The 24373-nt window shown below is 55.0% G+C and carries 23 protein-coding genes and 1 riboswitch; of the genes, 14 read left to right on the top strand and 9 right to left on the bottom strand.

Features of this window, described 5'->3' with window-relative positions; genetic code table 11:
* The first annotated feature begins 8 nt into the window (after positions 1-8).
* The gene (locus NW211_RS03130) at positions 9-617 is read left to right on the top strand and encodes a polysaccharide deacetylase family protein (protein ID WP_258326879.1); all 609 of its coding nucleotides are present in this window, start codon (positions 9-11) and stop codon (positions 615-617) included.
* Complete coding sequence (gene queG / locus NW211_RS03125) at positions 592-1536, top strand: tRNA epoxyqueuosine(34) reductase QueG (protein ID WP_258326878.1); 945 nt, start codon at positions 592-594, stop codon at positions 1534-1536. The genes NW211_RS03130 and queG overlap by 26 nt, the downstream gene beginning before the upstream one ends.
* A gap of 170 nt (positions 1537-1706) precedes the next feature.
* Here the strand turns inward: queG and nagB are convergent, their stop codons facing one another.
* Positions 1707-2519, bottom strand: a complete 813-nt coding sequence (gene nagB, locus NW211_RS03120) for a glucosamine-6-phosphate deaminase (protein ID WP_087407925.1) — start codon at positions 2517-2519, stop codon at positions 1707-1709.
* Between the two features lie 187 nt (positions 2520-2706).
* Between nagB and NW211_RS03115 the strand changes: the two genes are divergently transcribed.
* Both NW211_RS03115 and NW211_RS03110 read left to right on the top strand, forming a co-directional pair.
* Positions 2707-4689, top strand: a complete 1983-nt coding sequence (locus NW211_RS03115; RefSeq protein ID WP_087407926.1) for a glucosamine-6-phosphate deaminase — start codon at positions 2707-2709, stop codon at positions 4687-4689.
* A gap of 181 nt (positions 4690-4870) precedes the next feature.
* On the top strand, positions 4871-5551 hold the full coding sequence (locus NW211_RS03110; RefSeq protein WP_087407927.1) for a histidine phosphatase family protein: 681 nt from the start codon (positions 4871-4873) through the stop codon (positions 5549-5551).
* A 113-nt stretch (positions 5552-5664) separates the two neighbouring features.
* Here NW211_RS03110 and NW211_RS03105 read toward each other — a convergent pair whose 3' ends face one another.
* Together NW211_RS03105 and NW211_RS03100 are read right to left on the bottom strand one after the other, a co-directional pair.
* Positions 5665-7155 (bottom strand): acetyl-CoA hydrolase/transferase family protein, encoded by a 1491-nt coding sequence (locus NW211_RS03105; protein WP_087407928.1) that lies wholly within the window; start codon positions 7153-7155, stop codon positions 5665-5667.
* Positions 7156-7383: 228 nt separating this feature from the next.
* Positions 7384-7554, bottom strand: a complete 171-nt coding sequence (locus tag NW211_RS03100) for a hypothetical protein (protein WP_158096835.1) — start codon at positions 7552-7554, stop codon at positions 7384-7386.
* A 528-nt stretch (positions 7555-8082) separates the two neighbouring features.
* Here NW211_RS03100 and miaB point away from each other — a divergent pair.
* The 9 genes from miaB (at position 8083) to nrdG (ending at position 18186) form a co-directional block, all read left to right on the top strand.
* Positions 8083-9453: a tRNA (N6-isopentenyl adenosine(37)-C2)-methylthiotransferase MiaB gene (gene miaB, locus NW211_RS03095; RefSeq protein WP_375379568.1), complete on the top strand. Its 1371-nt coding sequence runs from the start codon at positions 8083-8085 to the stop codon at positions 9451-9453.
* A 15-nt stretch (positions 9454-9468) separates the two neighbouring features.
* Entirely contained in the window at positions 9469-10659 is a 1191-nt protein-coding gene (locus tag NW211_RS03090; RefSeq protein ID WP_258326876.1) for an MFS transporter, read from the top strand.
* Between the two features lie 193 nt (positions 10660-10852).
* Positions 10853-11734: an ABC transporter permease gene (locus tag NW211_RS03085; RefSeq protein WP_258326875.1), complete on the top strand. Its 882-nt coding sequence runs from the start codon at positions 10853-10855 to the stop codon at positions 11732-11734.
* A gap of 20 nt (positions 11735-11754) precedes the next feature.
* A complete protein-coding gene (locus tag NW211_RS03080) occupies positions 11755-12030 on the top strand; it encodes a DUF3098 domain-containing protein (RefSeq protein WP_087407933.1) in 276 nt (91 codons plus the stop codon).
* Positions 12031-12065: 35 nt separating this feature from the next.
* A complete protein-coding gene (locus NW211_RS03075; protein WP_087407934.1) occupies positions 12066-12914 on the top strand; it encodes an undecaprenyl-diphosphate phosphatase in 849 nt (282 codons plus the stop codon).
* Positions 12915-12920: 6 nt separating this feature from the next.
* Positions 12921-13658, top strand: a complete 738-nt coding sequence (gene truB, locus NW211_RS03070) for a tRNA pseudouridine(55) synthase TruB (RefSeq protein WP_258326874.1) — start codon at positions 12921-12923, stop codon at positions 13656-13658.
* Complete coding sequence (gene queA, locus NW211_RS03065; RefSeq protein WP_087407936.1) at positions 13655-14704, top strand: tRNA preQ1(34) S-adenosylmethionine ribosyltransferase-isomerase QueA; 1050 nt, start codon at positions 13655-13657, stop codon at positions 14702-14704. Before truB ends, queA begins: the two co-directional genes overlap by 4 nt.
* A gap of 356 nt (positions 14705-15060) precedes the next feature.
* A riboswitch (cobalamin riboswitch) is annotated at positions 15061-15269 on the top strand.
* A 52-nt stretch (positions 15270-15321) separates the two neighbouring features.
* Complete coding sequence (locus NW211_RS03060; protein ID WP_087407937.1) at positions 15322-17700, top strand: anaerobic ribonucleoside triphosphate reductase; 2379 nt, start codon at positions 15322-15324, stop codon at positions 17698-17700.
* Entirely contained in the window at positions 17701-18186 is a 486-nt protein-coding gene (nrdG, locus tag NW211_RS03055) for an anaerobic ribonucleoside-triphosphate reductase activating protein (protein WP_258326873.1), read from the top strand.
* A 13-nt stretch (positions 18187-18199) separates the two neighbouring features.
* Here the strand turns inward: nrdG and NW211_RS03050 are convergent, their stop codons facing one another.
* The 5 genes from NW211_RS03050 to NW211_RS03030 form a co-directional block, all read right to left on the bottom strand.
* Positions 18200-19402: a DUF3843 family protein gene (locus NW211_RS03050; protein ID WP_258326872.1), complete on the bottom strand. Its 1203-nt coding sequence runs from the start codon at positions 19400-19402 to the stop codon at positions 18200-18202.
* 65 nt (positions 19403-19467) lie between these two features.
* Positions 19468-19779 (bottom strand): DUF3467 domain-containing protein, encoded by a 312-nt coding sequence (locus tag NW211_RS03045; protein ID WP_087407940.1) that lies wholly within the window; start codon positions 19777-19779, stop codon positions 19468-19470.
* Positions 19780-19783: 4 nt separating this feature from the next.
* The gene (locus NW211_RS03040; protein ID WP_087407941.1) at positions 19784-20446 is read right to left on the bottom strand and encodes a NigD-like protein; all 663 of its coding nucleotides are present in this window, start codon (positions 20444-20446) and stop codon (positions 19784-19786) included.
* Positions 20443-21123 (bottom strand): ABC transporter ATP-binding protein, encoded by a 681-nt coding sequence (locus NW211_RS03035; RefSeq protein ID WP_258326871.1) that lies wholly within the window; start codon positions 21121-21123, stop codon positions 20443-20445. Before NW211_RS03035 ends, NW211_RS03040 begins: the two co-directional genes overlap by 4 nt.
* Positions 21120-21842, bottom strand: coding sequence for a ThiF family adenylyltransferase (locus tag NW211_RS03030; RefSeq protein ID WP_087407943.1), 723 nt, complete (start codon positions 21840-21842; stop codon positions 21120-21122). Before NW211_RS03030 ends, NW211_RS03035 begins: the two co-directional genes overlap by 4 nt.
* Positions 21843-22111: 269 nt before the next feature.
* Here NW211_RS03030 and NW211_RS03025 point away from each other — a divergent pair, with 269 nt between their 5' ends.
* On the top strand, positions 22112-22588 hold the full coding sequence (locus tag NW211_RS03025; RefSeq protein ID WP_258326870.1) for a DUF456 domain-containing protein: 477 nt from the start codon (positions 22112-22114) through the stop codon (positions 22586-22588).
* Between the two features lie 116 nt (positions 22589-22704).
* On the opposite strand, the gene pckA is transcribed toward NW211_RS03025, so the two are convergent.
* The gene (gene pckA / locus NW211_RS03020; protein ID WP_087407945.1) at positions 22705-24312 is read right to left on the bottom strand and encodes a phosphoenolpyruvate carboxykinase (ATP); all 1608 of its coding nucleotides are present in this window, start codon (positions 24310-24312) and stop codon (positions 22705-22707) included.
* Positions 24313-24373: the final 61 nt, after the last annotated feature.

Below are 24373 nucleotides of genomic sequence, written 5' to 3'. Positions count from 1 at the left end.
TATCATTTATGTTTATAGAGCAACCCCCGTTTTTTTATCGGATGCTGTTCCCCGAGGCCATCTGGCGCATCCCGGGCGATCGGAAGACCGTCTACCTGACATTCGACGACGGCCCCATTCCCCAGGTTACGCCGTGGGTACTCGATGTCCTCGACTACTATTCGGTAAAGGCTACCTTCTTTTGTGTGGGCGACAATGTGGCCCGCAACCCCAACCTCTTCCAGGAGTTGAGGCACAGGGGGCACCAGGTGGGCAACCACACGATGAATCACATACAGGGCATGTCGACCCCGCCCGAGAAATATGTGCGCAACGTGCTCAATGCCCACGACCTGATTCAGAGCCAACTCTTCCGTCCGCCCCACGGACACATGCTCCCCGGGCAGGCCAACCTGTTGAAAAAGGATTTCAGCATCATCATGTGGGATGTGGTGACTCGCGATTATAGCAACAAGCTCACAGGCGAACAGGTGTTTGGCAACGTGAAGCGCTATGCCCGCAACGGCTCCATCATTGTGTTTCACGACTCGATCAAGGCCGAGCGCAACCTGCACTATGCCTTGCCCCGAACCATAAACTGGCTGCGCGAAAATGGATTCATCTTCCGCACCCTTTGAGTGGCGAGAGCAGATTCGTAGCGAAGCCCTTCGGTTGGGTTTCGATGCGTGTGGCTTCGCTCGGGTCGACGAGGTAGAGCCCCGGGCCCGCGAGGCTTATCGCCGTTGGCTGGACGAGGGCAGGCAGGCCCAGATGGACTATCTGGGCAACTACCTTGACTTGCGCGATCATCCGGCCCTTCTCTACCCGGGAGCCCGCACCATCGTATGCGTGGCGCTCAACTACTATCCGGCCCGTTTCCAGCCGCAGGAGCATCCTCAGTTTGCCTACTATGCCTATGGCCGCGATTACCACGAGGTGATGCGCGACAAGCTGCGGCAGCTCGCCGCTTTCGTGGCCCCTCTCTCGGGCGATGCCGGGCGGGTGTGTTGCGATACCGCCCCTGTGCGCGAACGCTATTGGGCCGTGCAGGCCGGTCTGGGATTTATCGGCAGGAATGCCCAGTTGATAATCCCCGGTAAGGGCTCTTACTTCTTTCTGGGCGAGTTGCTTACGACACTCGCCTTGCCCCCCGACAAACCCTTGTCCAACCGCTGCGGCGACTGCTTGCTCTGCCGGGAGCATTGCCCTGTGGGGGCGCTCGATGTGCCGGGGCAGGTCGATGCCCGCCGCTGCATTTCGTGCCAGACCATCGAGAACCGCGGCGAGATACCGCCCGCGGTGGCTGACCGGATGGGCAACCGGGTCTATGGCTGCGACACCTGCCAGCAGTGCTGTCCCTGGAATCGGGCGGCTACTCCTTCGACGCACCCCGAGTTCGCCCCCTCGGACGAACTGCTCGCTCTCGACGCCGCCCGTTTCGAGGCGTTGACTCCCGACGATTTCAACCGCATATTCCGCCATTCGGCCGTGCGCCGGGCCAAGTATGCGGGGCTCATGCGCAACTTTGCCGTGTGGAAGAAAAACCGTAAATCGTGACGAATCGGCACAAAACGATACCATCGTACCCCCTTCGCACCGATAGCCGGCTCTATCCTGTTCCCTTTTGAAATACATCCCTTGAGTGAGGGTAAAAAGAAACGATGGCCCCACACCGATGTGTGGAACCCTCGCTATGCGGTTCGAAAGATTTTGGCTTTCGAGTGAGATTACTTCAGCAAGCTGTCGGGGTCGAGGTTGTTGTGCTCGATGTCGAGGAAGTATTTGTAGGTACCCACTTTCAGCTCGGCCGTAGCGGCATCGTCGCATACGATGATGCTCTTGGGGTGCATTTGCAGAGCCGTGATGGTCCACATTTGCGAAACGCCGCCCTCTACGCCCTGTTGCAAGGCACGGGCCTTGTTGTGGCCGTTGACGATGATGAGTACGTTGCGGGCAGCCATGACGGTGCCTACACCCACGGTGAGCGCCGTTTTGGGCACGAGGTTGGTATCGCCGCCGAAGAAGCGCGAGTTGGCGATGATGGTGTCTTGTGTCAGGGTTTTCACACGTGTGCGCGAGGTAAGCGACGAACCCGGTTCGTTGAAGGCGATGTGGCCGTCGGGGCCTACGCCGCCCAGGAAGAGTTCGATACCGCCGTAGGAGGCGATTTTAGCCTCGTAGCGGGCACACTCCTCTTCGGGGTTGGCAGCGTTGCCGTTGAGGATATTGACGTTCTCGGGACGGATGTCGATGTGCGAGAAGAAGTTGCTCCACATGAAAGTGTGGTAGCTCTGCTCGTGATCTTCGGGCAGGTTGCAATATTCGTCCATGTTGAAGGTAACGACGTTGCGGAACGACACGATACCTTTCTTGTTCAACTCGATGAGGTGTTTGTACATGCCCAGCGGCGACGAGCCGGTGGGGAGGCCCAGTACGAAAGGCTTCTCTTCGGTAGGGTTGAATTTATTGATGCACGATGCCACATAGTTAGCGGCCCAACGCGAAACTGCATCATAGGTTGGTTCGATAATCAGTCTCATGATTTTATAGATTTTTATGGATTTTAGCTTTCCCCAAAAGTAATCATTTTTTGGCAAGTATCGACCGGCGGGTGAAAATTTTGTGTATTTTTCTAAAAATCGAATATACTTCCATCATTTTTCACCTTTTTTGTGTGGAAAAAATGTAAAGGAATCATTAAGTTTGTAACTCAAAAATACTATCGCGATGAAAACAAATCTTAGTTCTCAAATTAAACTGGACCGTATACCCAAACGGTATTACGATCCTGACGGTGAGTTGGAACTCGCGGCTCTGACGCGGGAAGAAAAGGTCTATACCAAAATCTTCGAAGGTTCCGACGAAGGTTCGGTATATGTGGCTCACGACATTGCCGAGTTGATTCAGAAATGCAAGGCCGAACATCGCCATTGCGTTCTCGCTTTGGGTTCGGGTGCAGCCACTCACTCGGTCTATGCCGAACTGGTGCGCATGTATCAGGCCGGAGAAATCAGCTTCTCGAATGTAATCGTGTTCAACATCGGTGAATACTATCCCTTGGCCGAAGGTGCTCCCGGTACCATGAGCCTCTTGAAAGAGCTTTTGCTCGACAAGGTGAATATCGACCCCGAGAATATCCACACGCCCAGCAAGATGGTTTCGAAAGAAGATCTCTTCGCATACTGCAAGAAATACGAGGAAGAGATCGAAGCCTGCGGCGGTATAGACCTGGCTCTGTGCGAAATCGGTGCCGTGGGTAATCTCGCCTTCAACGAACCAGGTTCGCAGCTCAACTCGTCGTGCCGTCTCATGTTGCTCGGTAGCGATGCCCGTCACGTGGCTTCGTCGCAATTCAATTCGAACGAGAATGTTCCCCGCTGTGCCATCACGCTGGGTATCTCGAACCTCATGTCGGCCCGTCGTATCATCTGCGTGGCCTGGGGTGAAAATCGCGCAAACATCGTGAAACGCACCATCGAGGGCGAAGTGACCGACCTCATTCCCTCTTCCTTCCTGCAGACCCATCGTCGTGCCAAAGTGGTGCTCGACCTTTCGGCTGCCGAGGCTTTGACGCGCATCAGCCGTCCGTGGCTCGTAACGTCGTGCGAATGGGACGAGAAACTCATCCGTCGGGCCATTGTTTGGCTCTGCAAGGTGACGGGTAAACCCATCTTGAAACTGACCGACAAAGACTACAACGACAACGGCTTGAGCGAACTCGTTGCCCTCTACGGTTCGGCCTACAACGTAAACATCCGCATCTTCAACTCGCTGCAACATACCATTACTGGTTGGCCCGGTGGTAAACCCAATGCCGACGACACTTTCCGTCCCGAGCGTGCTACTCCGTATCCCAAACGGGTTATCGTATTCAGCCCGCACCCCGACGACGATGTGATCTCGATGGGTGGTACCCTCAAACGTCTTGCCGTACAGAAACACGATGTACATGTGGCTTACGAGACTTCGGGCAACATTGCCGTAGGCGACGAAGATATGATGCGTTACATCATGCTTATCGACAACATCGCCAAGAAGTTCAAGTTCGATACCCCCGAGCTTCTGAAAGAGAGCAGCGAAATCCACAAATTCATCGAGCAGAAGAAAGACGGTGAGTCCGATACGCCCGATATTCGCTTTATCAAGACAATGATTCGTCGGGGCGAGGCTCGTACCGCCTGCAAATACATCGGCATCAAGCCCGAGAATGTTCACTTCCTGAACCTCCCCTTCTACGAGACGGGTACCATTAAGAAAGGCGATTTGACCGAAGCCGATATTCAGATTGTAAAAGACCTGATTGAGTCGGTTAAACCGCACCAGATTTTCGTAGCCGGCGACTTGGCCGACCCGCACGGAACTCACAAGGTTTGCCTCGATGCCGTTCTGGCCGCTATCGACGAAATCAAGGACGAAGAGTGGATGAAAGATTGCCGCATCTGGATGTATCGTGGTGCCTGGGCCGAATGGGAAATCGACCACATCGAAATGGCTGTGCCCCTGAGCCCCGAAGAGCTGCGTCAGAAACGTAACTCGATTCTCAAACACCAGTCGCAGATGGAGAGCGCTCCCTTCCTGGGCGATGACGAGCGTCTGTTCTGGCAACGTGCCGAGGATCGTAACAAAGCTACGGCCGACCTCTACGCCAGCCTCGGTCTGGCTTCGTACGAGGCCATCGAAGCCTTTGTAGAATATCATCCCATACGATAATCCGTAACCTGTATAGAGGGGCTGTATCGGCGTGATGCAGCCCCTTTTCTTTAAATAAGAAGAGACAACAAGAGGCAATACTTGTTTCGGGGACTGTCGCACAATGCCCCGGGGGGACTGTAAGAACCGGGGACCCTTCGTTTGCAAAGATCATACACACATACCTCATGTAAATATACCTATGAAACCACACCGAATTATCCTGATACGTCATGGCGAATGCTATGCCAATACCGACGAAAGCCAGTTTGCCACCGAACCCGACTACACGATAGAGCTGACTCCCCGAGGTCTCGAGCAGGCTCGTGAGGCAGGTGAAGCCCTGAAGGCGTTGGTTGGTGACGAACCGCTCTATTTCTATGTGTCGCCCTTCTGGCGCACCCGTTCTACCTTTGAGCAGGTGGCCCGGGCCTTTCCCCGTCGTCAGTTCGACTACAACGAGGAGCCCCGCCTCAGAGAGCAGGAGTGGGGCTACTTGCGCACCTATGCCGAGCTGAAGCGGTTGAAAGAGGAACGTCGCCGCTACGGCACGTTTTACTACCGGTTCCCGGGCGGCGAGGCCGGCACCGATGTCTACGACCGCATCAACGACCTGCTGGGGTCGCTGCATCGCGATTTCCGTAGCCCCGACTTCCCGCCCAACTGTGTACTCATCACCCACTCGCTGGCCATACGCCTCTTTGTGATGCGGTGGTTTCACCTCACGGTCGAGGAGTTTGAAGAGATGGCTTCGCCCCGGAACGGCGACCTGGTGATACTCGAATACGACGATGCCGCTCAGGAATACCGGCTGACGACTCCGCTCGCCCGGAATTCCGACACGGTGTTCCGTCGGCGGCCCATCCGGTTGCCCGACGAGTAATCGGAATCGGTGCGACGAAAAAGATCGTTTCCAGCTCTCGCGTTATAAACACAATACCCCCGAGGCGCGGGTGGCCTCGAGGGTATCGGTTATAATCGCATTCGACGGTTTAATTATACATATTCGGCCCAGTTGGTAAGAGCCATATCGCCCGATTTCAGGAACTCGTTGTGGAATCCGAAGGCGGCCTTCAGGTTGTGAGGCGTGTGGCCTTTGCCCAGTTTCAGGTAGTCCCACAACAGCTCTTTGTACATGGGGTGAACGCAGTTCTCGATGATGGTGTGAGCGCGTTGGATGGGCGATTTGCCGCGGAGGTCGGCTACACCCTGCTCGGTGATGAGCACCTGTACCGAGTGTTCGCTGTGGTCGAGGTGCGAAACCATGGGTACGATGGCGCTGATTTTGCCACCTTTGGCAATCGAGGGGCAGGTGAATATCGAGAGGTAGGCATTGCGGGTGAAGTCGGCCGAGCCGCCGATGCCGTTCATCATCTTGGTACCGGTTACGTGGGTCGAGTTCACGTTGCCGAAGATGTCGGCCTCGAGGGCGGTGTTCATGGTGATGAGGCCCAGTCGGCGTACGATTTCGGGGTGATTCGATATTTCGCCCGGTCGCATGATGATTTTGTCGTGGAAGAAGTCGATGTTGCTGAACACCTCGTCTTGTTTGCCGTCGCTTATCGTCATGGAGCAGCAGCTGGCAAATTTGCATTTACCCTCTTTCATCAGGTCGATAACGGCATCTTGTATCACCTCGGTATACATTTCGAAGGCGGGGATGTCGGGGTTGGAGCCCAGACTGCCCAGCACGGCGTTGGCGATGTTGCCTACACCCGATTGCAGCGGCAGGAATTGGGGCGGGATGAGGCCGGCTTTCAACTGGCTTACGAGGAAGTCGCACACGTTGTTTCCGATCTTCATGGTGGTCTCGTCGGCCGGGGTGAAGGGTTTCACGCCGTCGAGCTTGTCGCTTTCGACGATGCCCACGATTTTCTTCGGGTCTACTTTAATGATAGGAGCACCGATACGGTCGCTGGGTTTGTAGATGGGAATCTCGCGACGGTAGGGCGGGTCGAGCGGTTGGTAAATGTCGTGCATGCCCCGCAGCTCTTTGGGGTCGTGGTGGTTCAGTTCGATGATGATTTTATCGGCCAGCGCGCAGAAGGTGGGAGTAGCACCCACACCGTTGCCCAGCAGGATTTCTCCGTTGGGGGTTACCTCGGTAGCTTCGACGATGGCCACGTTTACCTTGCCCAGAAATCCGTAACGCAGGTTTTGCGCCAGGTGCGAGAGGTGCATGTCGAAGTAGGCAATCTCGTTGGAGTTGACGGCTGCACGGGTATCTTTGTGCGACTGGTAGGGTGTACGGCTTCTGATGGCTTTTGCACGGGTGAGGGCGCCGTCTACGTAGTCGCTGGTCGAGGCACCGGTGTAGACGCCAATCTGGAAGGGGCGTCCGGCTGCATGTTCGGCCTCGGCCCGTTGGGCGATGGCGACAGGGACTACTTTGGGGGTACCTGCTGCAGTAAAGCCACTAAATCCTACATTATCGTTGTGGTGAACGAATTGAGCCGCTTCTTCGGCGGTAATAAAATTAAATGCCATATCTATGATATTTTGTTGTTTTTGAGATATTTCAAGGTTAAGGTGTTTCTCGGTTTCAGTATTTTCTATTCAGTATTTCTGCAGCGATGACCGCTTTTCGCCAATCTATATCGCTTATATCTATTGATTCAGTCTCTGCTTCGGATTCCTGTACCGGTACGGTTTGTGTCACGGGTCGGGCAGATGTTTGCGGACGGGCGAGCGCCGATTTTCCCTCCTCCTCGGGTGTCAGTATCGTTGCTGCCGGTTCGGGTTTTGGGACGGTCGCAGCCGGCTGTTCTGCAGGTCGAGGCTGTGGTCGCCATTCGGTTTGAGGTTCTCTTCGCTCCAGGGGCTGCACCTGAGGGCGGCGAGACGGTTGCGGCTGCGCTCTTCGGGGAGCTCGGGGGATATATTCATCGGCCTCGTGAGCCTTTCGCTCCTCCTCTTCGTGAGCTCGGCGCAGCTCTGCGAAAATTTCGTCCAGGGTAAGTGGTGTGGAAGCATCTCGACTCTCTTCCTGCTCTTCTCGCTGAGGGGCCTGAGTGGAGGCTTCGGGAAAGATGGTTCGACCAGGTTGTCTTCCCGGTTGATTTTTAGAGCTTTGTTGCTTTTTGGAACCAACGGAATTGATGGCAAGAATGACCAACCCGATGATTATAGCGACGATTATCTCTGAAAAATCCATCTCTTTTTACTATTTTTGTCCTCAAATATAGAGTTTTATTGAGAATCTTCCAAATTTTGGAGCTCTATAAAATAACTAAGAGCTGTTTCTCAACAACTCTTAGCCGATTTAACCTAAACCTTAACTATGAAAAAATTTCATGTAATGTGATTGCAAAGAAAATAATTATTTTTTAAAAAACAAATTTTAGAAAGGAAAATATTACTTTTTTGTCGATTTTGTTGATAAATTAAAATTAAATGAAGAATAAAACGGATAGAATGAAAAATATGGAAGCGACTGAAACCCCCGTTGGGCAGCCGGTTGCAGAGAAGAAACTCTTTATCGAAACTTATGGTTGCCAGATGAATGTGGCCGACAGCGAGGTGGTGGCTTCGATCATGCAGATGGCTGGTTACACCTTGTGCGATAATATCGAGGATGCCGATGCCATTTTCGTCAATACCTGCTCCATTCGCGACAATGCCGAGCAGAAGGTGCTCTCGCGTCTGGCCTACTTCCAGTCGTTGCGCAAGCATCACAAGCATTTGGTGGTAGGGGTGTTGGGCTGCATGGCCGAGCGGGTGCGCGAGCAACTCATTGCCGAGAACGGCGTCGATTTGGTGGCTGGTCCCGATTCGTACCTCGACTTGCCCAATCTGGTAGGGGCTGCCGAGCATGGCGAGAAGGCGGTGAACGTAGAGCTCTCGACTACCGAGACCTATCGCGAGGTGATTCCCTCGCGCATCGGGTTGAACCGCATTTCGGGTTTTATCTCCATCATGCGGGGGTGCAATAATTTCTGCTCCTATTGTATTGTACCCTATACCCGCGGGCGGGAGCGCAGCCGTGAGCCCGAGAGCATTCTGGGCGAACTGGCCGACCTCAAGGCCAAGGGCTTCAAGGAGGTGACGCTGCTGGGGCAGAATGTCAACTCGTATCGCTACGAGCGGGCCGACGGCACGGTGGTCGATTTTCCCGCCCTGCTGGCTCTGGTGGCCCAGGCTGCCGGCGAGATGCGGGTACGCTTCACCACGTCGCACCCCAAGGACATGAGCGACGAGACCCTCCACGTCATCGCCGCCTGGCCCAACCTGTGCCACCACATACACCTGCCGGTACAGTCGGGCAGTAACCGCATTCTGAAACTGATGAACCGCAAGTATACCCGCGAATGGTATCTCGACCGCATTGCCGCCATCCGTCGCATCTTGCCCGATTGCGGCATCACGACCGACATGTTCAGCGGCTTCCACTCCGAAACCGAAGAGGATTTCGAAGAGACCCTCTCGCTCATGCGCGAGGTAGGATTCGACTCGTCGTTCCTCTTCAAATACTCCGAGCGTCCCGGTACGTATGCCTCGAAGCATCTGCCCGACGATGTACCCGAGGAGGTGAAGATTGCCCGCCTGCAACGCATGATCGACTTGCAGAACGAGCTCTCGCTCGAGAGCAACCGCCGCGACATCGGCCACGAGTTCGAAGTGCTGGTCGAGGGTTTCTCGAAGCGTTCGCGCGAACAGCTCTTCGGCCGCACCTCGCAAAACAAGGTGGTGGTCTTCGACAAGGGCAACCACCGTATCGGCCAGTTGGTACGGGTACGGGTGACCGACGCCTCGTCGGCTACCCTGCTGGGCGAAGCGTTGGACTAAACACCCGAGTGTCTTATGGAAAAAGTGGTTAAAGATAAACTGTGGACACCCAGCTTCTGTGTGGTGGTGGCCGGGAACTTCCTGCTCTTTTTTGCCTTCTACCTGCTGTTGCCGGTATTGCCCATGTATTTGAGCGAGGCCTTTGCCGCCAGCCGTTCCACGGCCGGTTTCATACTCTCGTCTTATACCATCACTGCCCTGATGATACGCCCCTTTGCCGGGTATATGGTCGACACCTTTCCCCGCAAGCCGCTGCTGCTCATCTGCTATTTTGTCTTTTTGCTCTTCTTCGGCGGCTATCTGCTGGCCGGCACGCTGCTCCTGTTTGCCATCATTCGGGCCGGGCACGGGGTAGCATTCGGTCTGCTCACCGTCTCGAACAGTACGGTGGCTATCGACGTGATGCCCTCGTCGCGACGGGGCGAAGGCATAGGCTACTACGGGGTGAGCAACAATCTGGCCATGGCTGTCGGGCCCACACTTTCACTTTATATACACGATGCTTATGCCAACTTCGACTATATCTTTTTGCTCTCGATGGTATCGGCTACTATCGGACTGATTGCCGTTTCGACCATCAAGATGCCCTACCGGCGCGACCCGGTACCCGAGAAGCCGCCCATCTCGCTCGACCGGTTTCTGCTGCTGAGGGGTATGCCCGAAGCGGTTACGCTCATCTTCTACTCGTTCAGCTACGGGGTGCTGTCGACCTATCTGGCTGTCTATGGCAAGGAGGAGCTGGGCATCGAGTCGGGGGCCGGGTTCTTCTTCATTCTGCTGGCTATCGGCCTTATCCTGTCGAGGCTCGCCTCGGGGCAATGGCTCAATCGCGGTTTCGTTACCCGCAACATCTTCGTGGGCATGTTGCTGTCGCTGCTCGGTTACCTCATCTTCGTAGGGGTGCGTAACGAGTGGGGTTATTACGGTGCGGCGGTGGTGCTGGGTTTGGGTTACGGCTGCATCTGTCCGGCTTATCAGACGATGTTTATCAATCTGGCTCCCAATAATCAGCGGGGTACAGCCAACTCGACCTACCTCACAGCCTGGGACTTGGGGGTAGGGCTGGGGGTCCTTATCGGCGGACAGATTGCCGACCTCACCAATTATGCTACGGTCTATGCTACCGCTTGTGTGCTCTGCACGATAGGGTACCTGCTCTTCCGGTTCAAGACGGCAGCCCATTTCGAAAAATATAAGTTGCGATAGAAAATATTAAAATATGTGAACAAAAAGAGCGATTTCGCCCAGATAGACTTTATTTTGCATAAAATTTGGGCTAATAATATCCTTTTGTTTTCTGGTTCGTTAAAAGAAAGGGGTAGGAACGTCGAAATAGGTGTCTAACAGAGGCGTAAAATCCTCACAGAACAAAAGGCTTGATTTGGTAAAAAAGAGAGATATGAACAACAAGGCTTCTTTCAGCAAACGGATTTCTTTTCTGAATGCTCGAATGACTTCGACATTAAGCGTGTCGCTGGTCCTTTTCATCTTGGGGATTATGGTCTTGATGGGCTTTTTGGCCAACAATCTCTCCCGTCATGTCAAGGAGAATATAGGCTTCTCGATTGTCCTCAACGAGTCGGCCGGCGAACAACAGGTGCACCAGTTGCAACGCATGCTCGAGCGGGCCGACTATGTGAAGGCTGCTCAGTACATCTCGAAAGAGGATGCCCTGAAGGAGGTGATGATCGAGTTGGGCGAAAATCCCGAAGATGTGTTGGGGGTCAATCCCTTGCAATCGTCGATCGAGGTCAAGCTCAAAGCCGACTATGCCAACACCGACAGTCTCTCGGTTATCGAGAAAGGTCTTCGCGACCAGGTAATCGTGAGCGACATCCTGTATCAGAAAGACCTCATTCAGTCGGTCAACGACAACATGAGCCGCATCGGCCTCATCTTGCTGGCGTTGGCTATTGTGCTGATGATTATATCGTTTGCCCTGATTAGCAATACCATCCGGTTGGGTGCCTACTCCAAGCGTTTCCTCATTCACACGATGAAGCTGGTAGGCGCTACCCCGGCCTTCATACGGCGGCCGTTCATCATCTCCAATGTCATCAACGGCATTGTGGCCTCGGTCATTGCCATGTTGCTCCTCTCGGGGTGTGTCTATTACCTCATGTCCGAGATGGAAAACTTCACGACACTTGTGTCGGTACCCATGATGCTGCTGGTATTCCTCACCGTGCTGGTGCTGGGTATTATCCTGTCGGCCGTCTCGGCCTATTGGGCCGTGAACCGTTATATCCGCATGGATAGAGACGACTTGTATTATGTGTGATAAAAAAACAGTATAACCATATGAAATCTCAAGAAAAGAAATCGGCACCGGTGCTTTCCGACACGGAGCAAAAGGCCTCGTTTGCTCTGGGAAAAGCCAATATAAAACTCATTGCCATATCGTTTGCCGTGATTGTAGTCGGCTTCCTGCTGATGCTGGGGCCCGGTACTACCCCCGAGGCATATAACCCCGACATTTTCAGTTTTCGTCGCATTGTGCTGGCCCCCGGCATAGCCTTCGTGGGGTTTGTCTTCATGGTTTATGCAATCATGCACAACTCTAAAAAGAGACAATAAGGCAGTTTGATATTTCTGTTTAAATTTTCAAGAAAGTGGATTTTTTAGAAACGATTATTATCGCCATTGTAGAGGGACTGACCGAGTTTTTACCCGTTTCCTCTACGGGGCACATGATTATTACACAGAGTGTTCTGGGTGTAGAAAGTACTCCCTTTGTAAGGGCATTTACGGTCATTATACAGTTCGGTGCTATCTTGTCGGTGGTATGTCTCTATTGGAAACGGTTTTTCCGGCTCAATCGCACTCCGCTCCCGGGCAATCCCTCGGCCTTGCGGCGTTTCCTGCACACCTACGATTTTTACTGGAAGTTGCTGGTGGCATTCATCCCCGCTGCCATATTCGGTTTGCTCTTGGGCGACTGGATTGATACCCTGCTCGAAAACGTGGTAGTCGTTGCCGTCATGCTGGTTATTGGCGGTATCTTCATGCTCTTCTGCGACCGGATATTCAACAAGGGCAGCGACAACACCGAGCTTACCGAGAAACGAGCATTTTACATAGGATTGTTCCAATGTATCGCCATGATACCGGGTGTATCGCGTTCGATGGCGACCATCGTGGGCGGTATGGCACAGAAACTTTCGCGCAAGGCGGCAGCCGAGTTCTCGTTCTTTCTGGCTGTTCCCACTATGTTTGCGGCAATGGCATACAAGATGCTGAAGCTGTTTTCAGAACCTGAAGGAGCCGATTTGATTATGAACAACATGGGTACTTTGTTGTTGGGCAACGTAGTTGCCTTTGTGGTAGCCTTGCTGGCCATCAAGTTTTTCATCGGTTTCGTTACCCGCTATGGATTCAAGGCCTTCGGGTGGTATCGTATAATAGTGGGTGGTGTGATTCTCGTCATGTTGTTGACGGGACATAACTTAACGATTATGTAATGTGTAATGGATTTTAACGAAGGCGAAATCATATATATCGACAAACCGCTGCATTGGACCTCGTTCGATGTCGTCAAGCGAATCCGTTTGCGAATCTTGCGCAGGCTCAAGCAGAAGAAACTGAAAGTGGGTCATGCCGGTACACTCGACCCCCTGGCTACGGGAGTGATGATTGTCTGCACCGGGCGGGCCACGAAACGCATCGAGGAGTTTCAGTATCATACCAAAGAGTATATCGCCACCTTGCAGTTGGGTGCGACTACCCCCTCGTTCGACCTGGAGACCGAAATCGATGCACACTACCCGCACGAGCACATCACCCGCGAGAGCGTAGAGCGAACATTACCGCGTTTTGTCGGTTCCATTATGCAGGTGCCTCCCTCCTATTCGGCTTGTAAGATCGATGGGCGCAGAGCCTACGACATGGCGCGCAAGGGGCAGGAGGTAGAACTTAAACCCAAGGAGCTGGTTATCGACGAAATCGAGCTGCTCTCCTGCGAATTGCCCCTTATCCAGATACGGGTCGTTTGCAGCAAAGGGACTTACATACGGGCTTTGGCCCGTGACATCGGGGTGGCCCTCGGCAGTGGTGCCCATCTGGTGGGGCTCGTGCGTACACGGGTGGGCGATGTGACGCTTGCCGACTGCCTCTCGGTCGACGAGGTGGCCCGGATGATTGACGAGGCCCCCCTGACGACCTCCGAAGAAGATAAAAACGAAGAAAGTAATAACGAACAAATATGAAACTGTCCCAATTCAAATTCAAATTGCCCGAAGCGCAAATCGCTCAATACCCGGCAAAAAACCGGGACGAGTCCCGGTTGATGGTCATCGACCGGAAAACGGGAAAGATTGAACACCGCATCTTCAAAGAGATTATCGACTATTTCGAAGAGAAAGATGTGTTTGTATTCAACGACACCAAAGTCTTTCCCGCCCGCCTCTATGGCAATAAAGAAAAGACCGGTGCCAAAATCGAGGTATTCCTTCTGCGTGAGCTCAACGAAGAGAATCGCCTGTGGGACGTTCTGGTAGAGCCGGCCCGCAAAATACGTATCGGCAACAAACTCTATTTCGGCGACGACGACTCGATGGTGGCCGAGGTAATCGACAATACCACCTCGCGCGGCCGTACGCTGCGATTTCTCTACGACGGCTCGCACGACGAGTTCAAAGAGGCCCTCTACAAACTGGGCGAGATGCCTTTGCCGGCCTATATCACCCGCCCGGTCGAGGAGCTCGATGCCGAGCGTTATCAAAATATCTTTGCTCGCCACGAAGGGGCCGTGGTTACTCCCGCTGCCGGGCTCCACTTCAGCCGTGAGCTGTTGAAGCGCATGGAGATCAAGGGCATCGACTACGGTTTCCTCACCCTTCACTCGGGTCTGGGTAACTTCCGTGAAATCGATGTCGAAGACCTCACCAAGCACAAAATGGACTCGGAGCAACTGATTGTAACTCCCGAGTTGGTCGAGCTCGTCAACCACGCCAAGGATGGCGGCCACAAGGTGTGCGCCGTGGGTACCTCGGTGATGCGGGGTATCGAGAGTGCGGTCAGCACCGGCGGCCACATGAAGACCTACGACGGCTGGACCAACAAGTTCATCTTCCCGCCCTACGACTTTACGGTAGCCACCAGTCTGGTGACCAACTTCCACATGCCGCTTTCGACCATGCTGATGATGGTAGCGGCATTCGGCGGATATGAAATTGTCCTCGAGGCCTACGATGCTGCCCTCAAGGAGGGGTATCGTTTCGGTGCCTATGGCGACGCCATGCTCATTCTGTAATTGGTAAGATATCAGGGACGCTCTTGTCCCGGAAGATACAGAGAACCTTGTTGCACCTTGGGGACAAACGGTGCGGCAAGGTTCTCTCTCTTATAGAGAGATTACTATCTCGCCTTTTTTATTATGTTGCTGGAATAGATAACAATTTGGTTGATTCGATTGGATATCCGATTGAACAATGGAATAGATGCCTTTTTTGCTGTTTTATAGCAGTATAGTTTCCATATGGGAGTTGGTATAGGCCTCTATTCGTTGCTGGTTTTAGGAAACTTTTTTCTATTCTGGTTTTCAAAAGTTTCCCGAAAAAGGAAACTTTTGTCTCGAAATTTGTTGTTTGGTTATCGCGAATTTGTGTAACTTTGTACCCGCATTCCGGTTCGGCCCCGTTGTACGATGGTGTCGATAAAAAGGGAATCGGGTGAGAATCCCGAGCAGTCCCGCTGCTGTAATTCCTGTGAAAGTCCCGTGACACGAGCCACTGACGAGAATCTGTTTCTGTAATGTCGGGAAGGCGTCATCGGGGCAGGGAAGAGCCAGAAGACCTGCCGGAGTGAGAGAGAAGCAAAAGGACGTTCGAGGAGACGTCCGCAGTATCCAACCCTAAACAACTTATCAACATGGATTATGCAGGCATTACCATTGCCAAGCGCGATGGTGCCCAAGAGAGTTTCTCGATTGCCAAAATCGAGCGGGCTATTGCCAAGGCCTATCGGGCCGATGGTATCGACGACGAAACTGCGGTGAAACAGATTGCCGGCGAGGTGGCCGCCGCCATCGACAAGAGCGAGATTTCGGTCGAGGAGATTCAAGATCTGGTCGAGCGCCATCTGATGCGGCGCAACCCTTCGGTGGCCAAGCGCTTCATCATCTATCGCGAGTGGCGCACCAAGGAGCGCGAGAAACGCACCTCGATGAAGCAGGTGATGGACGGCATCGTGGCTGTCGAGAAGAACGACGTGAACCTGAGCAACGCCAACATGTCGTCGCATACGCCGGCCGGGCAGATGATGACCTTCGCCTCGGAGGTGACCAAGGATTACGCCTATAAGTATCTGGTGGGGGTGCGCTACGGGCGGGCGCACCGCGAGGGCGACATTCACATCCACGACCTCGACTACTATCCCACCAAGACGACCACCTGCGTGCAGTACGACCTGGAGGATATTTTCAACCGCGGTTTCCATACCAAAAACGGAACCGTGCGCACGCCTCAGTCGATACAGAGCTACGCCACGCTGGCCACTATCGTGTTCCAGACCAACCAGAACGAGCAGCACGGCGGGCAGGCCATCCCGGCTTTCGACCACTTCATGGCACCGGGGGTGCTGAAGAGTTTCCGCAAACATCTCGAGACGGCCATCGACTTCATCTTGCGCCTGCATGGCGAGAGCGACCATCCGTCGCTGCGAGAGGCGATAGCCGACTCGGTCGCCTCGATAGCCGATACGGAGGTGCAACAGGCTGCACTGGCCGACCGCCTGCAGACTCTGGGCCTGACTCTCTCGGCCAATGAGTTGCGCACCGCCTGGACACAAAGCTACGAGACTACCCGCAAGGATACCCACCAAGCCATGGAGGGGTTGGTGCACAACCTCAACACCATGCACTCGCGGGGTGGCAACCAGGTGGTTTTCAGTTCGATAAACTACGGTACCGATACCTCGCCCGAGGGGCGCATGGTCATACGCGAGCTGCTCTCGGCTACAACCGAGGGGTTGGGCCACGGCGAGGTGCCGGTCTTCCCGATACAGATTTTCAAGGTGAAGAATGGGGTATCGTACAGCGACGAGGATTATGCTGCGGCGATGGCCGACTTCGAGGGGGCGATGGCGGGACGTATCCCATTCAAGGCGCCCAACTTCGACCTGCTGCTCGAGTCGTGCCGGACCACGGCCACTTCGCTCTTTCCCAATTTCGTATTTCTCGATACCGACTACAACCGGAACGAACTTTGGCGGGCCGACGACCCCGACCGCTTCCGCTACGAGGTGGCCACGATGGGTTGCCGTACCCGGGTGTTTGAAAACCTGCACGGTGCGAAGAGTTCGTGGGGGCGGGGCAACCTCTCCTTTACCTCGATGAATATGCCGCGCCTGGCCATCGAGGCGCGTCGCGAGGCCGAAGAGCTGCACCCCGACGGCGACAAGCACGCCATCCGCCGCGAGGCCCGTATCCTCTTTCTCGAGAAGGTGCGCACCACCGCCTCGATGATTGCCGAGCAGTTGCACGAGCGGTACGAGTATCAGCGCAAGGCTCTCGCCCGTCAGTTCCCTTTCATGATGGGTAACGACGTGTGGAAGGGTGGCGGACGGCTGAATCCCGACGATGAGGTGGGCGACGTAATCAATAGCGGTACGCTGGGCATCGGTTTTATCGGCGGCCACAATGCCATGTGTGCCATCTACGGCGAGGGGCATGCCCGCAACGAGGAGGCCTGGCAGACGCTCTACGATGCCGTGATGGTGATGAACAACGTGGTCGAGGAGTACAAGAGCCGCTATGGGCTCAACTACTCGGTACTGGCCACGCCGGCCGAGGGTCTCTCGGGACGCTTTACCCGTCTGGACCGCAAGCGCTACGGGGTTATCCCCGGCGTGACCGACCGCGACTACTACGTCAACTCGTTCCACATCGACGTGAAGGAGCCGGTGACCATCGTCGAGAAGATTCGTAAGGAGGCCCCCTTCCACGCCATTACGCGGGGCGGACACATCACCTATGTCGAGCTCGACGGCGAGGCGAAGAAGAATGTATCGGTCATCTTGAAAATCGTGAAGGTGATGCACGACGAGGGCATCGGTTACGGTTCGATAAACCACCCGGTCGACACCTGTCGTGCGTGCGGCTACCGGGGTGTCATCTATACGCAATGCCCGGTGTGCAAGAGCGAGAACATCTCGCGCATGCGTCGCATTACCGGCTACCTCACCGGCAGCCTCGAGTCGTGGAACTCGGCCAAGCAGGCCGAAGAGCGCGACCGGGTAAAACACAAGTAAATGGAAACACTGCACCTGATCAATGTCTACCCCGAGACCATCTCCGACGGTTTCGGGGTACGCTATTCCATCTATCTGGCCGGCTGTACGCACCATTGCCGGGGGTGCCACAATGCCGGCAGCTGGAATCCCCGGGCGGGCGAGCCGCTCACCGAGGCTTTGCTCAATCGCATCATCGCCGAAATCAGGTCCAATCCGTTGCTCGACGGCATTACCCTCTCGGGGGGCGACCCCTTTTACAATCCGCCGGCCCTGCTGGCTCTGTTGCGGCGCCTCAAGGCCGAGACGGGTTTGAATATCTGGTGTTATACGGGCTATACCTACGAGGTGCTGTTGGACGATGAGGCCCGGCGACCTTGCCTCGAGTATATCGACACGCTGGTCGACGGCCCCTTCGTGCAGTCGCTCTTCGATCCCACGCTACCCTTCAAGGGCAGCAGCAACCAGCGCATTCTGCACCTGTCGCAGGGGCAGAAAACAGAATGAGGCAATTCAGTGTTTACACGGCCCGGTAGTAATCCTGCAGGAGGCAGCGGGCTATGAAATCCCAATTATCGGCCACGAGCTGCGGGTTGCCGTCGGCAAAGCAGGCATCGGGCAGCAAGCCGTGCGAGCAGAGGTAGAGCAGCAGGTCTACGGGGCAACGTCCCGGCACGGTGAGCAGCGATATGGCCCCTTTGCGAGCCTCCTCGGGGTTGTACCAGGGGTTGGCCGGGTCGGCTATGTATTGGGCAATATCCGAGGCCACCAGCATCCCTTTATAGGGAGTTACGTAGAGGACGAAATTCTTTTTGTGAGCCAGGTGCGACAGGTGTCCGCCTTCGGTCTCGCCCCATTGCATCCCTTCGGTGAGGAAGCGGTCGAGCTCGGCATACGAGCCGATATACTTCACGGGGCTGCCGCCCGTCGATTGGGTGAACTGCTGGTAATAGGGGTGCAGCTCTTTCTGTTCTTCGAGCTCTTCGGGCAGGGTGTGTTGCCACAACAGCGACACCCATTCGTGAGCAAAGAGGGCCAGCGGTCCGGCCGGCAGGGTGTAGAGCGACTCGCGGCGCAGTTTTTCGAGTCGGTTCAGTTTCTCTTTGTCGGTGTGATTCGGTTTGCTGTGCACCTCGTGCAGCAGTTGGCGGGCCAGTGAGCGGTTCGACGGTCCCAGCAGGAACGATTCCCAAAAGAGCCATTCGGCAAAGCGGTACCGCGCCTCGGGGTCGGAGGTATCGTTCAGTTCGGGTTGGCAAAACTCTTGCAGCAGCGGCGAGTCGGGTGCCGTTTCGTATTCGCTCTCAAGCAGGTTGTAGATGGGGTCGGCCGTGGCAATGAGGTCGGCATCGAGAGGCGACAGCACCTCGTGTTCGTTGCCGTAGGCAGCCGACAGATACCACAGCAGCACCCGCACGTCGTCGCGGTTCACCTCGCCTTCGTAGTAGGCTTCGGGGGTAAAGAAGGGCAGTGTACGCCCGTAGAAAGCCTGGTGCTGGGCCACGAATGCCGCCCACAGCCCGGTGCCCGACAGGATGTCGGCAAAGTAGCCCACGAGGTCGCAGCAGATTGATTTTACCGCGTCGTCGCTCCAGCGCGTCTTCAGCGGCGATTGTTTTATCTCGTCGTACAGCCGGTTGGCCAGTCGTGTGTAGTAGCGGTCGCTGTCGGTGGTGGGGGTATAGGGCTGCCGCGCCAGCCATTGTTGCAGGGTGATGTTCATGTGGTCGTCTTTTAGAGGATGATACAAAGGCAGGCAGACCGGGTAGCGGCCCGCCTGCAAGTCGATTAAGCCTCGCCGCCGGGAGCCATGAAGGGAGGCATGCCTCCGCCCCGTTGTTGCGGGTCGTTCATCTGGATGGGACCGAACTGGGATTCATATTTGCGGATGTTGTCCTGCAGGGCGAAGAGCAGCCGTTTGGCATGCTCGGCCGTGAGGATGATGCGCGATTTCACCGGTGCTTTGGGAGCGCCCGGAGTTACCCGGATAAAGTCGATGACAAACTCCGACGGAGCGTGCGAAATGATGGCCAGGTTGGAGTAGGTACCTTCGGCTACGGCAGCCGACAACTCTATTTGAATCTCTTTTTTCTCTTCCATGATGTCAGTTTAGTTTGAAATAATAATATTTATAATTGAAATTTACTTGGTTCACATATACTTGCAGCGTGGTGTAGGGGCGGTTGCGATACCCCTCGATGTTGAACGACGAGTAGAGGTTGCTCCAGTGTCCCTCGGGGTCGTCGTTGCGGCTGTGGCGCAGCTCCACCTTGAGGGTATCGCCCTCGAGGGTCGATTCGTCGGCTACGAGCATGATGCTGTGCGGCTGGCTGTGGTAGTCGATACGGTAGCGCAGGTTGAGGAAATCGCCCGTTTTCCAGATGCTTTGCAGGTAGAGGGTATCGTCGGGCAACTCGGTCATCCGCTCGTGCGAGACCAGCCGCAGGGTATCGAAGTGGATGGCCGAGAGGGCCTGCACCTCTATCCGTTTGCGGGTCGTGCTCAACTCCTCGACGGGGCGGTATTGCAGCAGCACGCGCACCCCTTCGGCCGTGCGGCTCTCGTCTACCGCGCCGATGGGGCAGAGGGTATCCATCGGGGACGAGTCGGTGGCCTGGCAGGTGAAGTAGGTCCCTTCGTTGCCCCGGTGGCAAGTGACGATGTCGGCATAGAAGATGCCGTAGAGATCCTCCTCCTTCTCGCAGGCCGTCAACAGCAGCAACGGCACGGCGAGCAGCCACCAGCGACGGGCGACGTGTCGTTTCATACCTCGGCCTCCTCCTTCCCGGCCGGTTCCACGATAGAGCCGTCTTTCATAAAGAGGATGCGGTCGGTCATTTGGGCCAGTGTCTCGTCGTGGGTGACGATGACGAAGGTCTGCTTGAACTCGTCGCGCAGGTCGAAGAAGAGCTTGTGCAGCTCGATTTTGTTTTTCGAGTCGAGGCTGCCCGAGGGTTCGTCGGCCAGAATTACCGAGGGACGGTTGATGAGGGCCCGGGCCACGGCCACCCGCTGCTTCTCGCCGCCCGAGAGTTGGGCCGGTTTGTGTGCCAGCCGGTCGCCCAGACTCAGAAAGTCGAGTATCCGCTTGGCCTCCCGCTCCGCCTCCGAGCTGTTGCGTCCGCCGATGAGGGCGGGTATCATCACATTTTCGAGGGCCGAGAACTCGGGCAACAGTTGGTGAAACTGGAAGACAAACCCGATGTGTCCGTTCCGGAATCGGGCCATCTCGCGGTCGGGCAGGTTGTCTACCCGCTTGCCGTCGTAGCGTATCTCGCCGCAATCGGGCTTGTCGAGGGTACCGACAATTTGCAGCAGCGTGGTCTTGCCGGCGCCGCTCGCTCCTACGATGGCAACAATTTCGCCCTGCTCGATGGTGGCGTCGATTCCCTTCAGCACCTCGAGCGAGCCGTAGCTCTTGTGTATTTTTTTAATCTCTATCATGATTCCGTAAGTTTTCGTATCACGTAGCTGGCCAGATGGCAGCCAAACAGGGCCGGCAGATACGACAGGGTGCCCACGGTCGACTTCTTGTTGCGCTCACCCTCTACGGCTATGACGGCGTGCGGGTCGGCCTGTTCGGTCGAGAATACCGTTTTCAGTCCCTTGGTGATGCCTGCCTTGCGCAGCCGCAGCCTTACGGCCCGGGCCAGTCCACAGTGATAGGTGTCGGCGATGTCGGCCAGGCGAATGGCCGACGGGTCTTTGCGGCCACCTGCACCCATCGACGAGACGATGCGCACCTTGTGACGCAGGCAATAGGTGATGAGGGCAATCTTGGGCGCCAGGGTGTCGATGGCATCGACTACGAAATCGACCGGTTCCCGCTCGAGCAGGGCCGGGATGTCGTCGGCTTCGAGGAATCGCTGTTCGGCGGTGAGCTGCAACTCGGGGTTGATGTCGAGCAGCCGCTCGGCCATCACCTCGGTCTTGGGTCGCCCCAGTGTGCTGTGCAGCGCTACGAGCTGGCGGTTCAGGTTGCTCTCGGCCACCGTGTCGCCGTCGACGATGGTCATGCGGCCTACGCCGGCCCGGGCAATCATCTCGGCCGCATAGGCACCCACGCCTCCAACACCCACCACCATCACATGGGCGCGTTGCAATCGCTCCATGGCGGCATCGCCCATCAGCAGGCGGGTTCGCGACAGCCACTCTTCGTTCATCGTATCTTCTCTTTTTGTATTTTATCAATTTACGAAGATACTCTTTTTTTGGAGAAAATCGGAATCCCCGTCCGTAAAATGAATGTTCGCGGCTTCATTTTCCCGACGGAATTGCTTGAATGAGAGCGGAGATACCGTTTCGTAGAATTTGTTTCGTCGTCCATTTATGCTATCTTTGCTTGTGAAAGTCCCCGCCTCGACGGTTGGGTCGCTTACCCGATTTGCCGGACGGAGGGGACGAGCATAACCCTTAAAACCGAAAGAACGATATGGATATTGTATGGATTGTTTTGGGAGCCTTGTGCCTGCTCGTGGGGCTGGCCGGCTGTTTTCTTCCCGCACTGCCCGGGCCGCCGCTGGCCTATGTGGGTATGTTGTTGCTGCACATTACCGAGCGGGTGCAGTTTACTGTCACGCAACTGGTTGTGTGGGCCATCCTGGTCATTGTGGTGCAGGTGCTCGACTACTTCACCCCGCTCATCGGCACCAAATACGGGGGTGGCAGCAAGTGGGGCAATCGCGGCTGCATAGCCGGCACGGTGATAGGCATGTTTTTCTTCCCGCCGTGGGGTATCATTCTGGGCCCTCTGGTGGGGGCTATCGCAGGCGAACTGTTGGGTGGCAAGCTCACGCACGAAGCCCTCAGGGCCGGGCTGGGAGCCTTTGTGGGTTTCCTGCTGGGTGTAGTGATCAAGGTATCGCTCTGCGGCTACTTCATCTATGAGTTTGTAGCGGCACTCGTGTGAGAGCCGTTACCGGGCCGGCAAGAGGAACCCGTATTGAATCAGATGTATTTAAAAAGCAACCGAGGCTGCTCCGTGTGGAGTAGCCTCGGTTTTTATTGGAGTTAATCGATTTTCGATTAGAGTTTCGGGCCGGCAGCAACCAGAGCCTTACCAGCGGCGTTGCCTTCGAACTTAGCGAAGTTCTTGATGAAGCGGCCTGCCAGGTCTTTGGCTTTTTCATCCCACTCGGCAGCGTTGGCATAAGTGTCGCGCGGGTCGAGGATGTTCTTGTCAACACCCGGCAATTCGGTAGGAACAACGAAGTCGAAGTAGGGGATAACTTTCGTCGGAGCCTTGTCGATAGAACCGTCGAGGATGGCGTCGATGATACCACGAGTATCGCGGATCGAGATACGTTTGCCTGTACCGTTCCAACCCGTATTTACGAGGTAAGCCTTGGCACCGACCATTTCCATCTTCTTAACCAGCTCTTCGGCATATTTGGTAGGATGCAGCGAAAGGAAGGCAGCACCGAAGCAAGCCGAGAAAGTAGGAGTCGGCTCGGTGATACCACGCTCGGTTCCGGCCAATTTGGCGGTGAAGCCCGAGAGGAAGTAGTATTTCGTTTGCTCGGCGTTCAGGATAGAAACGGGAGGCAATACACCGAATGCGTCGGCCGACAGGAAGATAACCTGTTTGGCGTGCGGGCCTTTCGATACCGGTTTAACGATGTTGTTGATGTGGTAGATAGGATACGATACACGGGTATTCTCCGTTACGCTCTTGTCGGCGAAGTCGATCTTACCGTTGGCGTCAACCGTTACGTTCTCGAGGAGGGCGTCACGTTTGATGGCGTTGTAGATATCGGGTTCGCTCTCTTTGTCGAGGTTGATAACCTTGGCATAGCAACCACCTTCGTAGTTGAATACACCGTCGTTGTCCCATCCGTGTTCGTCATCACCGATGAGCAGACGTTTCGGGTCGGTCGACAGCGTGGTTTTACCCGTACCGGAGAGACCGAAGAAGATAGCGGTGCTCTTGCCCTCTTTGTCGGTGTTGGCCGAGCAGTGCATCGAAGCCATGCCTCTCAGGGGGTTCAGGTAGTTCATGATCGAGAAGATACCTTTCTTCATCTCACCACCGTACCAGGTGTTCAAGATTACTTGCTCGTTGGTCTTCAAGTTGAATACCGTAGCGGTTTCGGAGTTCAAGCCCAGTTCTTTGTAGTTGTCAACTTTGGCTTTGGCAGCGTTGAACGATACGAAATCGGGTTCGCCGTAGTTGGCCAGTTCCTCTTCGGTAGGACGGATGAACATGTTCTTAACGAAGTGAGCTTGCCATGCAACCTCCATGATGAAACGTACTTTCAGACGAGTAGCGGGGTTGGCACCGCAGAACGTATCCATCACGAACAGTCTCTTGCCCGAGAGTTCTTTTACGGCTTTGGCTTTCAAATCGGCCCAAGCAGCTTCGGAGCAAGGTTTGTTGTCGTTTTTATATTCGTCGCTGGTCCACCAGAGGGTGTCCTTGCTGGCTTCATTCATTACAAAGAATTTATCTTTGGGAGAACGACCGGTATAGATACCCGTCATTACATTCACAGCACCAAGTTCAGTTACCTGACCTTTTTCGTAGCCTTCCAAGCCTGCTTTGGTCTCTTCCTCAAACAGCACTTCGTAAGAAGGATTGTGTAAAATCTCTTTTACATCTTTAATACCATACTTGCTTAAATCTAATGTTGCCATTGTTCTTGAATTTAATGGTTTATAAAATGTTTATTTGTATTCTTAGTCCATGAAAACCGAC

This window comes from Barnesiella sp. ET7 (assembly GCF_024733785.1).
In the GTDB taxonomy this organism is placed as follows: Bacteria; Bacteroidota; Bacteroidia; order Bacteroidales; family Barnesiellaceae; genus Barnesiella; species Barnesiella merdigallinarum.
This window is presented reverse-complemented; position numbering and strand designations above follow the sequence as displayed.